The organism is Enterococcus pingfangensis (assembly GCF_005405205.1).
Classification (GTDB): Bacteria; Bacillota; Bacilli; order Lactobacillales; family Enterococcaceae; genus Enterococcus_A; species Enterococcus_A pingfangensis.
Map to the genome: position 1 here is coordinate 172,321 of NZ_BJDP01000001.1, position 16,915 is coordinate 189,235.

Below are 16,915 nucleotides of genomic sequence, written 5' to 3' on the forward strand. Positions count from 1 at the left end.
ATTGAATTGAATAAAATGATTGGAATAAATAATTAATCAAATAAAGGAGGGTCTTAGATGGAGACTCCAGAAAAAAAGGAAGAACTTCAAACTGAAACATCATTTGATTCAGTAAAGGAATCGGCTTCCGGTGTGTTAGGCGGGTTGCTAGGGCAGATCAAGCGATTGGAAGAGGCAATGAAAGCTGAACATATGGGCGATGTTTACCAAATCTATTGGCATGAACTGCCTGCTTCAATCCAACAATCCAGCAATACAAACCATGAGATGGATAATTTCTTGACAAGTAAATTGGATCAAGAGATTCAACGGACGTTCCCATTTATGATCATGCAAGAAGTCGTTTCACCGATCTTGATGAATTATCAAATCGGCAGCTATTATCGCGATCGTGCAGTTTTACAAGTCGATGCGACGCAACCGACGATAGCAATTTTGCCTGAAATCCGTCTACAGTGGGAAAACACATTAAAAGGTGAATACAAAAAACAATTGACCGAGCTAGAGAATCAGCAAGATGATTTTGATGCAAAGTCGATTGCTGCACAATCTGAATTGCAAGCGCTGGATGAAAAGATTGCTCAGCAAGAAAAACTTAAAGCGGAGTTGGAAGAAACCAAAAGCTTCATGAATCGGAAGAAGGTCGAAGAAGAGATTGATGTCATCAATCGTGAGTTGAAAGACTTGAAACAACAACGAAATGAATGGGCGCCATTTGCGGAAGATCAATTATCCAGCGAATCGCAGAAGATTGAATTGGCCAATAAAATCGACAGTCTATCGTTAGAACAAGCGATCGCCTTAAAAGAGCTGCGCTTGATCAAAAAACGTTTCGGCGGTTTGGAAGAGATGGATGCCGCGCTTGCGAATTTCATTAAAGATTTCTTATCCAAGGGGGCGGAATAAATGGCGGAAGAAAAAAATAAAATCAATCAGATTTATGATGCGTTGGTCGATACTGAAGAAGCCAATTTGAATATTCACGAAAAAGAAATTCTTCACCCTGAAGATACTGCCGATGAATCAAACGAAACACTCAAAGCGACCCCATCGACAAAACCAGTCAGTGATTCTTCGTTGAATTACTATGACAATCGGGAAGAAAACTATCAAGATCTGCTGCTTTTGATCGCGGATGCCGAAAAAGAGATCGCTGATCTGAAATTTAGAAAAGTCTTGATGGAATCCGATTTTCCTGCGTTGTTAGATTATTTCAAACAGATCTTTTTAACCGAAGAATTGACTGTCTCGGCTATTGCCAAAGGCGCACTGTTAGAATATTTCACTTTTGAATTGATCAAACCGTTACAAAATCAAGAGTTGTACCTTTCAACCAATGAATTTTCAACTTGGGAAAGCAAGCATTTCAATTTGTCTTATCGATTGACAAGTGCAAATGAGATCCTTTTCAGCTTTATGATGCCGACTTCTGACGGAAAATTCCGTAGTAGCAAGATCAAGTTGATGGAAGTCGCTCCTGAGACGATGAAAGTCACTGTCTTCAATGATGCGGTCTTAACTTTATTGAAGGATTGTTACAACAAACATATCTACACCAGCGGTCAAAACTCGATGTTCAGCCGTGAAATGAACGATGTGATGGCTCATATGAAGGAATTGGGATTTGAATTTGCTGATAACTTATTAGACAACAGCAAACCGTTAGATTTATCCGTTGATCTTCATCATAAAACCCCAATAGATGTGCTGGATAAAATTTTCATCACGGCGATGGAGAACGAAGAGTACGACTTTAAAAAGATTGATCAAAACAGTTATTTGATCGCTTTGAATGACAATCAGACGGTGACGATCAAAACGGTCGATCAAAACAGCAGTTTGAAACTCGATACCGATCGTAAAAATAAATCGCTGATCGAATTCTTTGGCAGCTACCCGTTTTTGGTTCCATTGACGATCACTGACGAACATTAATAAAACAAGCTGTGCCAGCATTTGGTACAGCTTGTTTGTTACTTACTTAGACTTTCTGCTGACTCGATCCAAAAGTTCTCTTTGAAAAAAATTAATCTTTCGCACTTTTTTGATAGGAAATCACGTTCCCTCGTGAAAGTCCACAAATCCTATGATATACTTTGAAAGTTGATATGAAAGAGTATCATTTACCATGTTTGAAAGAGGGTAGAGATTGTGTGTGGAATAGTAGGGTTTATTGACCGTTCAAATACAACGCAAAAAGAACAAATTGTAAAAAATATGATGGATACGATTGTTCACCGCGGTCCAAATAGTGCGGGACAATTTATCGATGAAGGTGCTGCATTAGGTTTTCGCCGGCTAAGTATCATTGACCTTGAGGGCGGAACTCAACCGATCAGAAATGAAGACGGCACAAAAATCATTACCTTTAATGGAGAAATCTACAATTATCAAAGTATTCGGGAAGACTTGATCGCTAAAGGTCATATTTTTACAACTCATGCCGATACTGAAGTCTTGCTGCACGGGTATGAAGAATACGGTATCGATCTATTACAAAAAATTCGCGGGATGTTTGCTTTTGTAATCTGGGATACAGAAAAACAAGAATTATTTGGTGCGCGTGATCACTTTGGGATCAAACCGCTGTATTACGCACTGATGAACGGAACCTTTATGTATGGTTCAGAAATCAAGAGCTTCTTGCAGCATCCAAACTTTGTTAAAGAATTGAACAAAGAAGCGTTGAAACCTTATATGACTTTCCAATACTCAGCATTAGATGAAACATTCTTCAAAAATGTTTACCGGATCAAAGAAGGCCATTACTTCCTTTATAAAGATGGAAAACTAGACATCCAACAATATTGGGATGTAAAAGAACAAGAAACGAACCTGAGCTTAGAAGAAACCGTCGATTTGATCGATGATACTGTAGTGAAATCGATTGAAGCGCATCGGATCGCTGATGTTGAAGTCGGTTCATTCTTATCATCTGGTGTGGATTCAAGCTATGTAACAGCTGTTTTACGTCCAGAACATTCTTATTCGATCGGATTTGGCGACAATTCGTACAATGAATCGATCGAAGCGAAAAAATTAGCTGATTTAATTGACTTAAATAATACTTCGCGGGTAGTTACTGGAGATGAAGCGTTTGAATATTTCCCATTGATCCAGTATCACTTAGATGAACCCGATTCAAATCCGTCTTGCGTGCCACTATATTTCTTAGCTGAACTTGCTAGTCGAGACGTTCGGGTCGCTTTGAGCGGCGAAGGGGCAGACGAGTTGTTTGCTGGATACCAAGCTTATGGGATGAATACGAAATCTAAAGCCGTTAAAGTCGTCGCAGAAGGATTAAAAAAATTACCTAAAGGCATGCGCTACTCGATTGCAAAAGGTCTTAAAGGAAAATCATTCAAAGGTGCTTTACATTTATATACTTCATTGGCACCAGCTGAAGAATTCTTTATCGGACAAGCCAAAGTTTTTGAAGAAGCTGAAGCGGTTGATTACTTGCAGCCTGAGTACCAACAAAGTCCAACGATCAAAGAAATCGTCGACGTTCATTATGAAAAAGTCCAAGATATGTCTGAAATCAAAAAAATGCAATATTTGGATATGCACCAATGGATGCCAAAAGATATTTTATTGAAAGCTGATAAATTGTCAATGGCCAGCTCATTAGAAGTTCGGGTGCCGCTATTAGACAAAGAGCTGATGAAGGTTTCAGAAGTCGTCCCAACAAAATATTTGATCAATGCTGAAAACACGAAATATGCCTTCCGCCAAGCGGCAGCTCGCCACTTACCGGAAGAATGGTATAATCGTGAAAAACTTGGTTTCCCAGTACCGATTAAAGATTGGTTGCGCGAAGAAAAATATTACCAACTTGTTCGTGACTTGTTTACGCAAGAATTTGTCAAAGAGTTCTTCGATCAAGAAAAAATCGTTAAATTATTAGACGATAACTTTTCGGGAACGGCTGATGGTCGTCGTAAAATTTGGACAATTTACACTTTCTTGACTTGGTATCAAGTATACTTCATCAATGAAGGAGTAAAACCAGTTCCGACCGCAATCGCGTAAGGATAATAATTGACAAACGTAAAATACCACGTTAGACTATTATTTAGGAAACTTAACAAAAATTTTGAGGTGTGCTTTGTGAGTGTAGTTATTTAATTTGGAGTAACTTGATAGCGAAAAAAACTAACTGTTAATACAGGTTTATTTCGCATGCCAAATTAGATACCTATCAAAGCTGATGAATAAGTCTATTCGAGCTGTGAAGAGGAATCTTCACAGCTTTTTTTGTCGATATGCTTTTCTGAGGTGTCAGTCTAAGGTAACAATATCTCTGACAGGCTGTTCAGAAAAAATATGCGTACTGAAAAAGATAGCTGTGATCAAAACTAGTTCTAGTTGAGTTTCCCGCAGCAGCGATAGGTGTCTTTTCAATCGAAAGGAAAGAGACTATGAATACTAAAACATTTACTAAAACACAATTTAATGAAATCAAACAAAAATTAAGCAGCTATGCGATTAGCAGCTTTGGAAAAAAACTAATCGCCGCAACACAGCCTCATGCAAAACTATCCGTTGTTGAAAAAAGACTGACCGAAACAACGGAGGCGAAAAAATTACTCGACAGCAATCTTCATGTACCGTTTATGGGGTTGCAAAGTATCGAACATATTACGAATCAACTTGAAAAAGGATTCGTTCTATCGCCGCAAGAATTACTTGAATACGCGGACTTTTTGCGCAGCTTACGCTTGATTCGGCAATTTTTCGCTAAAAATCAAACGATTACGCCTACGTTGGATCGTTATGCCCAGGGACTCAGTGACTTTTCTGAAATCGAAACGGAGATCTATCAAGTGATTCGCAATGGACGGATCGTTGATGATGCCAGTCGTGAGTTGCGCCGAGCTCGGCGAGATATTGCGGAGACACAAGATAAAATCCAGGAACTATTAAAGAAATTTATCCGGCAAAATAAAGAAAAACTGCAAGAAGCGATCATTACTAAACGCAACGACATTTTTACTGTTCCGATCAAAGCCGCTTATAAAAAACAAATTGCTGGAACGATTATTGAACTTTCGAGTAAGGGGACAACGGCCTATATTGAACCTAGCAGTGTCAGTCGTTGGAACGAACAATTAACGTATCATAAAATGGTGGAAGAAGCCGAAATCTATCAAATTTTGGCAACACTCACTGGTCTGTTGGCAGAAGCTTTCCCGCAAATCCAACAAAATCTTGAGATTATTGCTGAGTTCGATCAGATTTTTGCTCGCGGGAAGTTCAGTCGCGAATTGAAAGGCATCACACCAAAAATAAATGCCGCGGGCTATATTCACTTAGTATCTGCGACACATCCATTGATTGAGCACGCGGTGGCACTTGATTTGACTATTGGAAAAGACTATCGATGATTAACGATCACTGGGCCTAACGCCGGCGGAAAAACGGTCGTCTTGAAAACCGTCGCACTGCTGACGCTTATGACGATGATCGGGCTGCAGATTCCTGCACAAGAAGGAACAGAAATTGCGATTTTTGATCAGATTTTTGTTGATATTGGTGATTCTCAAAGTATCGAAAATGCCTTAAGTACATTTTCTGGGCATTTACAAAATATTTCTGAGATCCTCCGCCAAACACGAAAAAATAGTTTGGTCTTACTGGATGAATTAGGCAGCGGGACGGAACCGAATGAGGGTGCGGCTTTAGCGATTGCGATCATGGAAGAGTTTTATCAAAAAGGCAGTATATTGATCACTACGACTCACTATGGAGAAATCAAGCGGTTTACAGAAATGCATCCTGATTTTATTACCGCGGCTATGGATTTTGACGCGCAGCATTTAACACCGAAGTATCGTCTGCTGATCGGTCAGACTGGTGAAAGCAACGCGCTGTGGATCGCTAAAAAAATGGAACTTTCCGAGCAGATCATTGCTAATGCACAAAATTATTTTACGGATCGTAATTATCAACTGGAAAAGAAAAATTTTAAAGTAACCGCACAAAAACTGATTACAAGCGCTGATGAATCGACCTATTATAAAGGGGACAAAGTCTTCTTATTAGAACAACAAAAATCTGCGCTGATCTATCAAGAAATGCCCTTTTCAGACAGCGTATCGGTATATCTTGACGGTCAGTTTATAGAAGTTCCAAAACGCCGGATCAAACTTGAATTCCGTGCAAGCGAACTTTATCCGGCCGATTATGAAGTCGAAAATTTATTCGAAGACTTCCAATCACGGAAAGAGCGGCGCGATATCGACCGCGGCTCAAAAAAAGCACAGCGAAAATTAAAAAAAGAAGCTATGCAGAGGAAACAACAATAATAAATTCTAATAGAGTGTATCGGAGCAGAGAAACCTGATCATTGTCTAGAAAAAAACGACCCGGAAATTTATTTTTCCAGGTCGCTTTTTTATTCTTCATATTGTTGATAGGTCTTAGTTTTATACAAACCGATCGTTGATTTCTGATTGTTCTCGCTATATAAGCTGGAAGACTGTGCACCTTTTTGCCGTTCAATCTCTTCCAAACGCGCTTTTTGATCGTGGTAATCAAATGAACTTGGGTCAATAGAATCTAAGCCGCTATCTTGATAGTACCTCAATAAGTCGCCATTAGTAATTTTATCAGAAGTGATCAATTGCTGGTCCACATCTTGATTCAACTCAACAAACAGCTTTTCTTGCTCAGGTGTCGGCTCATCGATGACTTGTTCTGTTTGATTATCATACATTTTTCCGCCGTAGAAAGTGTATTCTGGAGTAACAAAATCACCGTCACGAAAGGCCACTACTTGTTTATGTTCAGTTGAAAATAGATCTTGGCCAAGTTGCAGATATTTCTTAGAATCGATGCCTAGTAAATGAAGCAGAGTAGGAAGCGCATCGACTTGTCCGCCGTACGTGTGATTGATCCCACCAGTTGTTGTACCGGGAATGTGAATCATAAAAGGAACGCGTTGTAACTGTGCATTATCATAATCCGTCCAGTTGGAAGAATCTTTTCCTAGTAATGGAGCCAGGTCTTTATTACGCGTATTGGAAATCCCATAATGATCCCCGTACAAGACGAAAATCGAGTTATCGTATAAACCGCTCTCCTTCATATAGTCAAAAAATTCTTTTAATGCGGTGTCTAAATAATTTGCCGTTGCAAAATAACCATTGATTGTTTCATCTTTAGTATTCGCTAAAGGAAAGCCGTCTTCATCATTTTTAAAACTAGAATAAGGATAATGGTTCGAAACAGTAATAAATTTCGCATAGAACGGCTGCTGTAAATGTTCTAAATACTGCACAGACTGGTTTAAGAATGGCTTGTCATGCATCCCGTATTGGAACGAATTGTCATCATTAATATCGTAATAAGAGGAATCGAAGAAGTATTCAAATCCTAAATGCTTATAAGTCTTATCACGATTCCAAAATGAAGCGGAATGTCCATGGAAAACCGCAGAAGTGTAATCTGCTTTTTGTTTCAAAATATTTGGCGCCGCTTCAAAGGTATTTTTATCACCCATTTGAGTAAATAACGCGCCTTGATTCAAACCGAATAACGAGTTTTCCATCAGTGTTTCGGCATCAGACGTTTTCCCAGCTTTGACTTGATGGAAAAAGTTATCAAAGCTATACGTACTTTCGCCATGATACAAACTATTTAAGAAGGGGGTAACCGTATGTTGTACGCCATTTTCATCAGTTAATTGATAATCGAGCAAAAATTGCTGGAAACTTTCTAAATGGATATAGACGACATTTTTCCCTTTAGCGATTCCAAACATCGAGTCATTCGGCTCCGCGTAATGCTCTTTGACGTAGCTTTCAACTTCTTTAAGATCATTGGGACTCGCTTCAGCGCGAATTTGGTTATTTTGATAAGTCTGATAACTATCATAAAGTGTAAAAGCATTCACGCCTAGATATTTCACTAAATATTCACGTGAAAATTGTCGGCTCAATAAACCTGAGCGATCGATCTCTGCAAAGAAAATATTTCCGCTGCCAATCAATAAAGAAAGTGCCGCTAACGCTACAGCTTGACGAAAACGCGGGTACTTTTCGTCGATTGTAATTTTCTTTTTGAAAAATAGAACCGGGAAGATAAATAAATCTAAAACATAAAAAATGTCATACCAGCGGAACAAACGAACCGCACTTTCGCCTAAACCAGTTGACACTTGGCCTGCGCCAAGCAATGTATTGATCGTAATAAAATCCGTGAACTCACGATAATAGACCGCATTTGAAAACAGCCAAATTGTCAGCAAGCCGTAAATGATAAATAACGTTATATAAGCAGCTTTCGACCGCTTAATAAATAAGCCGATACTAAGCAGCAGCATTGAAACGCTCAGAGGATTGATTAGTAAAATAAATAATTGCATAGGGTTTTGAATCCCTAAATGGAAATCGACGACATAGGCAAACATATTTTTCACCCATAGTAAGCCGATCAACAAACTAAAAAATCCCATTCTAGTCTTAATAAAATCACTATATTTTTTTAAATGAAACATTCTCATGCTCCTTACAATTATTTTTCATATCCTTAAATAGTTTATCGTTTTTTTATACTAAGGTCAAACTGAAACAAGTTAGATACGCCGACATATCAGCATTTTGGCAGCCATTTTTGTATAATGTAAGTAATTCTTAATAAACGCGGATCCGAAATTTTTTTGAACTTGATCCATCAAACAAAAGGACTGCTCCCTTCGGAGACTTCAGCTGCAAAAATATAAACTGATAGTAAGAATAAACTTATGAATTCAGAGCCTGAATATCGCTATGCTCAAGCCAACTAAACTGACACGAAGATTATTTAATGCTACAGCTATCCTGACAGCTCTTTTCCTCGTTGCATTATTTATAGCTGAAATTAATCCGATTACCTTTGACTAATAAGTAATAGATCCTAACAGTAAGAATTCCCTTCAATAAAAAAGAAAAAGGTTCCTCGCTCTCAATAAGATTAAGAGCGGGGAACCTTTTGTATAGTCATTATTTAATAGTTTCAGGCAGAATAGAGAACTATTCTTCACTTTCGTCGAGTCCGTCTAGTAGGATGATCAATTCCTGCAGCTTTTCACTGAGGAACGCATTCTTTAAATAGGAATATTGGACATGGAAAGTTTGTTTGTCTTCTGCAATCAAGGGAACTTTGACGAGGCCTTCCATATCAGCAAATGGAAGAAAATCCGTCATTAAAGTGATTCCGATATTGGACTTAACGAGCTGACCAGTGGTTTGAATATCAGAAGAACTAAGCAGGATCTTAGCTTTTTTATGATATTTTTCATTGAGGTTCCGGAAAGCTTCCATATGGACATAATTTTCATCGAGTAGGATAAATGGATATTCCAGTGCTTCGCTAAAGGAAATTTCCTTTCGAAGTGCTAAAGGATTATTTTTAGAAACAAAAATATAAAACTCGCGTTCATAAAGTTGTTTAACAAATAAATTTGGATGGTTGAGTGGAGCGATACTGCCAATAAGACTAAAATCAATGTGCCCAGATAGAAGTTTCGCTAACAACTCCTCAGAGCCGCCCGATATAAAATCGAAATTTGCGATAAAATCGATATTTTCTTTTTTTTGTAACAATTGAGTGAGGATCTTTACCCTGATAATAGGCGGAAAACCGATTGGGATCTGCTTGTTTTTAGAATGCTCGATCGCCCGTTCAATTAAATCCAGTTCATCCAAAATATTTTCTATGTGCATTTTTAAAACTTTTCCCTCATTGGTTAGAGCGACTGTTCTATGAGAAGGATCTTTATAGATTAAATCGCAATCATAATGTTTTTCCAACCTTTTTACGGCGTAAGTGATCGTAGGCTGACTGACGCCAGAGTATTTTGCCGCGGCCGTAAAGGAAAGCAAGTTGCCTAAGGTATTAAAGTATTCAAAATCATGCAGATTCATTGGTTAAAAGACTCCTTTCATTTTCCATAGTTTACCACAAGTCTTTCTATTTGATATAAAAAATATTTATCGTATCTAGGGGATTTGACTATAATTTTTTATAAGCATTAAAATACCTCAGTAATGATCACTTATATTAAATTTATTTGGAGGAAACACACATGCGAGCACACGAAATATTAAATAATCCTTTTTTGAATAAAGGAACAGCTTTTACTATGGAAGAGCGTAAAGAACTTGGCTTGGTAGGACTTTTGCCACCATATATCCAAACAATCGAAGAGCAAGCTGAACAAACGTATCAACAATACTTGAAAAAAACCTCTGATATTGAGAAACGTCATTTTTTGATGGAAATATTCAATACGAATCGGACATTGTTCTATTATTTATTTAATCAACATATTGTGGAATTTAACCCAATTGTTTATGATCCAGTTATTGCAGAAACAATCGAAAACTATAGCCATCTTTTTGTCGATCCACAATACGCAGCCTATCTTGATATCAATCATCCTGAAAATATCAAAGCCACTCTAGAAAATGCGGCGGGTGATAGAAACATCCGGCTTATCGTTGTAACAGATGCTGAAGGGATTCTTGGTATCGGCGATTGGGGAACTCAAGGTGTTGATATTTCAGTTGGGAAATTAATGGTTTATACAGCTGCAGCTGGGATCGATCCTGCCACTGTTTTACCTATCGTTATTGATGCAGGGACCAATCGAAAAGAATTATTAGCAGATCCTATGTATCTTGGGAACCGTCACGAACGAGTTTATGGCGAAAGCTATTATGATTTTATTGATAATTTTGTCGAAACAGCCGAAGAAATGTTTCCTAAGTTATACTTGCACTGGGAAGATTTTGGTCGGTCAACGGCTTCAAATATCTTAAACAAATATAAAAACGTAATTCCAACGTTCAATGATGATATTCAAGGAACAGGAATCGTAGTTCTTGGCGGAATATTTGGAGCACTTGATATTACGGGCGAAAAATTAACGGATCAAATCTATCTTTGCTACGGCGGCGGATCTGCTGGTGCTGGTATTGCTGCTCGTGTTCATGCTGAAATGGTAAGCGAAGGTTTGTCAGCAGAAGAAGCCTACAAACACTTCTTTATGATGGATAAACAAGGATTGCTTTTTGATGATATGGAAGATTTGACTCCCGCTCAAAAACCGTTTGCTAAAAAACGCGAAGATTTTGCAAATGCGGCGGAACTGACCGACCTTGCGAACGTTGTCAAAACAGTTAAACCGACTATTTTAGTTGGAACTTCTACAAACGCTGGAGCCTTTACGCAAGAAGTTGTAGAAGCTATGTGCGATAATACAGAACGTCCAGTTATTTTCCCAATTTCTAATCCAACCAAAAAATTGGAAGCTAACGCTGAACAAGTGATTACTTGGTCTGACGGAAAAGCCTTTGTAGCAACGGGAGTCCCTTCAAATAATGTAAACTACAAAGGAACCGACTTCCAAATTGGTCAAGCGAACAACGCGTTGATTTATCCTGGATTAGGATTAGGTATGCTTGCTTCAGAAGCAGCACTTCTTACCGATGAAATGATTGGCGCAGCAGCACATTCATTAGGCGGACTAGTTAATCCAGATGAAGCAGGAGCTCCAGTTCTTCCTCCATTTGAACAAGTAGCAGAAATGTCGATTAAAGTTGCAGAAGCCGTCGCTAAAAAGGCTCAAGAACAAGGATTGGCTAAGGCTGAAGAAAAAGATATGGAAAAAGCTGTTCGAAATATCAAATGGTATCCAAAATACTAGGAGGCTGACTGTTTAAAATGAAAAAATTAAAAGATATAAAAATTTCAGGAATTAGTCTTCCACTATATGCCTTTTTCCTAATCGTCATGATAAGTACGATTGCCCTAGGAAAACTGCCGTTGAATATGGTGGGGATCACACTGCTTCTTGTTTTGATGGGACACCTGCTATATTTTATCGGTGAAAAGCTGCCGATTATGAATTCTTACCTTGGCGGCGGATCAGTTTTCACACTGATCGGAGCGATGCTGATTTCAGCATTTCATCTTCTTCCGTCAGACGTGATCACGGCGGTAGGAAAATTTATGGGTGGACAATTCGGCTTTTTAGATTTCTATATCGCAGCACTTATTTGTGGTTCGATACTAGGAATGAACAGAAGCCTACTTGTTAAAGCATCCGCTAAATTTATACCAGTTGCGCTAGTTACCATGGTTGTCGGCTTTTTTGCAGTAGGGACCGTAGGCGTTTTGCTAGGTAAAGGTTTTGCTCATTCTGTGATGTATGTTTCGATGCCTATGATGTCCGGCGGTATGGGAGCGGGGATTACACCACTTTCTCAAATCTATGCGGATGGCTTAGCACATGGAAATCAAGCAGTGATCTTTTCACAATTAGCACCAGCTGTGACCTTTGGAAATATTATTGCGATCATTGGAGCACTTTCGATTTCCAAAATATTTGATAAGACAAAATACAATGGTCATGGAACGTTGGTCTCTGCGACGAAAGAAGAACTTGAAAAACCAAAGATCACATTTGATGCGACAAAAATCGGTGTGGGGATGCTTTTTGCTTTTTCGCTACTTATGGTTGGGGCGATCCTCAATAAATTTTTCCCAAATGTTCACGAATATGCTTTTATGATTATTATTGTCTTTTTACTTAAAGCTTTCAACGCGGTTCCCAAAGAACTTGAGAATTCCGTTGTAATGTTCAATCAAATCATTATGACGAACTTAACACACGCCGTTTTAGCTGGTATTGGGTTAGCTATGATTGATCTTACAACACTTGCTTCAGCATTAACTTGGCAATTCATCGTACTATGTTTAACGAGTGTCGTTTCGATGGGGCTAACTAGCTGGTTCCTAGGATTGGTTTTAGGGATGTATCCTGTAGAAACTTCTATCGGTGCTGGAATGGTCAATAATTCGATGGGCGGAACAGGAAACATCGCCGTTTTATCTGCTTCTAATCGAATGGAAATGATTGCCTTTGCGCAAATGGCCAATCGATTGTGCGGCGCGATCGTTCTAATTATGGGCGGTGTACTTATCCGGTTCTTTTATGGGTAGCCGATATTTTATAAAGAACTGATTTTTGAATAGCTAGCATTATGTAGCAAGCCCGATCATTTTTGATGATCGGGCTTTTTTAAGAGGGGATAAGTCAGTAAATTTGCAGAATAACTCTAGTTTATTAAAAAAAGATCTTATAAGGGACTGAGGGAACTACATATTGAGGGGGATTGGCTTGTTTACAGAATTGCTAATCATAAAACTTTATCTATTAGCAAGCGGAAGTCACGATGAAGTTTTTAGAGAAACGAAAAAATAATCGTTCGTTTTTTTAAAATTGCATGAATGGTAAAATTTAATTGAGTATGCCGCATTGAAAGCGGTTTACCAAAGGTAGTCATTTGCGTTATAGTTAGTAAAAAGGAGGAGGTATAGTATGAAAAAGATTTGTTTTGTATTAACAGTCAGCACAGGGATCAATTATGGCTCGATCTTTGCTGCGCCAACAATCAAGAATCACGATGATTTGAAAGATTATTTTTCAAAGGATTATGATGTTTCTATCAATTACATCAAGGATAAAGATAACGTCGATTATCTGGTGGTTCCAAAACCATATCCTCCTTTTGAAAACGAAAACTATTTACCAATCATCGAAATACCAGCCATCTTATTTATGAAAAAAGACTATGGAAAAATAAAAACTCTTGTTGATGATTATTTTTCTAAAAACTCTTAGAGATTACATAACAGATTAGGGGAACCAGAACTTTATCTATTAACAATTGGAAGTCGTGATGATTTTTTAGAGAAATAAAAAATAACCGTTCGTTTAGTTTGGAAAACTGAATGAACGGTTATTAGTAAGCCACCATACTTGAAACAGCAGTATTGTGAAAAAGAGTCGCTAATAGTAGCGTGTCTTTTTATTTTTATACTCACTGGGAGAGATACCCATATTTTTTTTGAATACTTTACTAAAATAGTTTCCCGTTGAAAAACCAACCTTTTTTGCGACTATTTCTACAGCTTCATCTTCCCATAAAAGTGACAATGAATGAAATATGCGTACTCTTTTTAAATAGTATATTGGTGAAAATTTATAAGCTAATTCAAATTGTCGTATTAATTTGTATTTTGAAATCTCATATTTTTCAGATAAAAAGTCTAAGTTAATATCTTCGAAATAGTATTCATCGATATATTCCTTTGCAGCTTGGATTTTTTCTGCGTTATAGTGATATTGGATTTCTTTTTGTATCTCTTCCTTAATATCCAAAAAAAGTGAGAAAGCCATTTTAGCATTTTGTACGACCGTCAATTCTCGTGTTTTATTATCCGCAATAAATTCTCGCAGCATCTCAATAAACACTTCTGATAATTCAACAATAGTAACTTCCGTATCTAACCACTGGATCATACTCTCTGAAAACTCAATAAACAAAAAATGCCAATCTTCACCAAAGTAGCGGAAATTCCCAGGGATTTTAGCAAGAAAAGCTTTGTTTTGTGTTAAGCTAAAAGTTTTTTCTCCTACTTGTATAAATCCTTGACCTTTTAAAGTTACTTGCAAAACAATTAGTTGTTCTTTTCGGAGGCTGGCATCCCAATGATAATTAATACTTCCTTGCCCTATGCCGATACCTTGAATTAAAGGGAAATGTTGCTCATTTATATAATGGAATTGACGTATAGATTTTTGCAATATATTACCCTCCGTAAAATATTTTCTTCTTGTTACTACCTACCATCCCTTCTATTATATATATAATAGAAGGGATGGTAGGTATAAATGTCAATTTTTTTTGATAAATCACAAAATATTTTTCATTTGAGTAATAATGAAATTAGTTACATTATTGGAATCGAAAAAGAAAAATATCTTACCCATAGGTATTTTGGTTGTCGTTTGAAAGGTTATCATAAAATTAATCAACTTCAAACTATCGATCGTGGTTTTTCCACGAATCCAATTGGTGAAGAACGTACTTTTTCGGTAAATACGTTACCACTTGAAACTAGTACGCAAGGTAGCTTGGATTATCGGGTGAGTAATTATCAGTTTCGAAATATTGAAGGAAACCATATTACTAATTTCGTATATGATCGATTTGAAATTTTAGAAGAGAAATTAATTTTGAAAGGACTACCCTCACTAAGAGGAGAAAAAGAGCAAACCTTAGCCATTTATCTTGTAGATCATGTTCAGTTGCTTGAAATGGTATTGTACTATACGATATATGATGATCTTCCAGTAATTACACGTAGTGTGGAGTACAAAAATAACGGAGAAAAGGCAGTATATATAGAAAATGCTGGTTCAATGCTTCTAGATTTTTCTCGTTGCGATTTTGATTTAATGACACTGAATGGGGCGCATACAAATGAGGCGACAATTCATCGGCAATCACTACATCCTGGTATACAAAAAATAGGGTCAACCAGGGGAACTAGTAGTCCCCAACATCATCCGTTCTTAGGTCTTGCTGACAAATATACGAATGAAGATCAAGGAGACGTTTACGGGTTTCATTTCATTTATAGTGGGAATTTTATTGCTCAGGCTGAGGTAGAACAATATGGTAGTACACGAATCCAAATAGGAATCAATCCAGAGAACTTTGAGTGGAAATTGATACCTGGATCAAATTTTCAAACACCCGAGGTTGTATTAAATTTTAGCGATGGAGGATTTAACCAGCTTTCTCAGACTTTTCATAAATTATATCAAACCCATTTGATTCCGAAGCAATGGCAACAGGAAGAACGTCCGATACTACTTAATTCTTGGGAGGGAAATTATTTTGATTTTACTGAACGTGATTTAATTAGACAAGCTCGGATAGCTAGTACATTAGGAATTGAATTATTTGTTTTAGACGATGGTTGGTTTGGCTGTCGTGAGGATGATACAACATCTTTAGGCGATTGGAATGTAAATAAAGAAAAGCTTCCAAATGGAATCGAGCATCTTGCAGATAGTATTCATCAACAGAATATGAAATTTGGTTTATGGTTTGAGCCAGAAATGATTTCTGTAAAAAGTCATTTATTTAAGATGCATCCAGAGTGGAGTCTGCAGGTTCCGGGTTATCCTCAAACACAGGGGAGACAACAGCTTGTCTTGAATTTGAGTTTACCAGAAGTTCAAGAATACCTCATTGGTATACTGGTGAAATATCTTTCTTCAAATAAAATTGATTATATAAAGTGGGATATGAATCGACATTTAACAGAGGTCGGAAGTTTTCATCTACCTAATGATCAGCAAAAGGAAGTTAGTCATCGTTATGTTTTAGGACTTTATCGTATCCTCATTGAGGTAACCGAGCAATTTCCAAAAGTTCTTTTTGAAAATTGCTCCAGTGGGGGCGGTAGATTTGATCCTGGAATGGTCGCTTTTATGCCTCAAACTTGGACAAGCGATAACACAGATGCTTTGTGTCGTTCGAAAATCCAATTTGGATATAGTTATCTGTACCCACCGATTATGATGGGGTCTCATGTTTCGGATAGCCCTAATCATCAAGTAGGGCGAATTACTCCTTTAGAAAGTCGTTTTCTAATTGCAATGAGTGGTAATTTCGGCTATGAATTAGCTATAGAGGAGCTATCTCCGCAGGAACTTGATGTTATAAGAGATCAAATTACTTTTTATAAAAGCCATAGGAGTTTATTGCAGTTTGGTCAATTTTTTCGATTAAAAGAAATCGATGCAGCATATTCTACTGCTTGGCTATTTAAAAATGAAACAGAGGCACTTCTTGTCTATTTTAACGGACTAGCTCAACCAGCACAGAAAATCCAGTATCTAAAAACAAAGTATCTTGATGAAGCATCTGATTATAAGGATATGAGTACTGGGGAAATTTATAGTGGTAGCGAATTAAATCATGCAGGGATTCTTATCCCAAGGATCAAAGGTGATTTCCGAAGCTTCCATACTCATTGGACTGTCATAGAATAAAAAATAAACACTGAG

At 37.5% G+C, this 16,915-nt stretch carries 10 protein-coding genes and 1 pseudogene; 8 read left to right on the forward strand and 3 right to left on the reverse strand.

The window, feature by feature from the left end:
- Positions 1 to 57 precede the first annotated feature (57 nt).
- The 4 genes and pseudogenes from FFM63_RS00790 (at position 58) to FFM63_RS00805 (ending at position 6,308) form a co-directional block, all read left to right on the forward strand.
- Positions 58 to 906 carry a hypothetical protein gene (locus tag FFM63_RS00790; protein ID WP_137608442.1) on the forward strand — a complete coding sequence of 283 codons (849 nt, stop codon included), beginning with the start codon at positions 58 to 60 and terminating at the stop codon, positions 904 to 906.
- Positions 907 to 1,935, forward strand: a complete 1,029-nt coding sequence (locus FFM63_RS00795; RefSeq protein ID WP_137608443.1) for a hypothetical protein — start codon at positions 907 to 909, stop codon at positions 1,933 to 1,935.
- 216 nt (positions 1,936 to 2,151) lie between these two features.
- On the forward strand, positions 2,152 to 4,032 hold the full coding sequence (asnB, locus tag FFM63_RS00800; RefSeq protein WP_137608444.1) for an asparagine synthase (glutamine-hydrolyzing): 1,881 nt from the start codon (positions 2,152 to 2,154) through the stop codon (positions 4,030 to 4,032).
- Between the two features lie 389 nt (positions 4,033 to 4,421).
- A pseudogene (locus FFM63_RS00805) lies at positions 4,422 to 6,308 on the forward strand (endonuclease MutS2).
- Positions 6,309 to 6,397: 89 nt separating this feature from the next.
- Here FFM63_RS00805 and FFM63_RS00810 read toward each other — a convergent pair.
- Positions 6,398 to 8,500 (reverse strand): LTA synthase family protein, encoded by a 2,103-nt coding sequence (locus FFM63_RS00810; protein ID WP_137608445.1) that lies wholly within the window; start codon positions 8,498 to 8,500, stop codon positions 6,398 to 6,400.
- 514 nt (positions 8,501 to 9,014) lie between these two features.
- Positions 9,015 to 9,908, reverse strand: a complete 894-nt coding sequence (locus FFM63_RS00815) for a LysR family transcriptional regulator (protein WP_137608446.1) — start codon at positions 9,906 to 9,908, stop codon at positions 9,015 to 9,017.
- A 161-nt stretch (positions 9,909 to 10,069) separates the two neighbouring features.
- Between FFM63_RS00815 and FFM63_RS00820 the strand changes: the two genes are divergently transcribed.
- The 3 genes from FFM63_RS00820 (at position 10,070) to FFM63_RS00830 (ending at position 13,672) form a co-directional block, all read left to right on the forward strand.
- Positions 10,070 to 11,692 (forward strand): malolactic enzyme, encoded by a 1,623-nt coding sequence (locus FFM63_RS00820; RefSeq protein WP_137608447.1) that lies wholly within the window; start codon positions 10,070 to 10,072, stop codon positions 11,690 to 11,692.
- A gap of 17 nt (positions 11,693 to 11,709) precedes the next feature.
- Positions 11,710 to 12,990 carry a 2-hydroxycarboxylate transporter family protein gene (locus tag FFM63_RS00825; RefSeq protein WP_137608448.1) on the forward strand — a complete coding sequence of 427 codons (1,281 nt, stop codon included), beginning with the start codon at positions 11,710 to 11,712 and terminating at the stop codon, positions 12,988 to 12,990.
- A gap of 379 nt (positions 12,991 to 13,369) precedes the next feature.
- On the forward strand, positions 13,370 to 13,672 hold the full coding sequence (locus FFM63_RS00830) for a hypothetical protein (protein WP_137608449.1): 303 nt from the start codon (positions 13,370 to 13,372) through the stop codon (positions 13,670 to 13,672).
- A 168-nt stretch (positions 13,673 to 13,840) separates the two neighbouring features.
- On the opposite strand, the gene FFM63_RS00835 is transcribed toward FFM63_RS00830, so the two are convergent.
- Positions 13,841 to 14,638, reverse strand: a complete 798-nt coding sequence (locus FFM63_RS00835; RefSeq protein ID WP_137608450.1) for a helix-turn-helix domain-containing protein — start codon at positions 14,636 to 14,638, stop codon at positions 13,841 to 13,843.
- Positions 14,639 to 14,725: 87 nt separating this feature from the next.
- On the opposite strand from FFM63_RS00835, the gene FFM63_RS00840 reads away from it, so the two are divergent.
- On the forward strand, positions 14,726 to 16,900 hold the full coding sequence (locus FFM63_RS00840) for an alpha-galactosidase (RefSeq protein WP_137608451.1): 2,175 nt from the start codon (positions 14,726 to 14,728) through the stop codon (positions 16,898 to 16,900).
- Positions 16,901 to 16,915 lie beyond the last annotated feature (15 nt).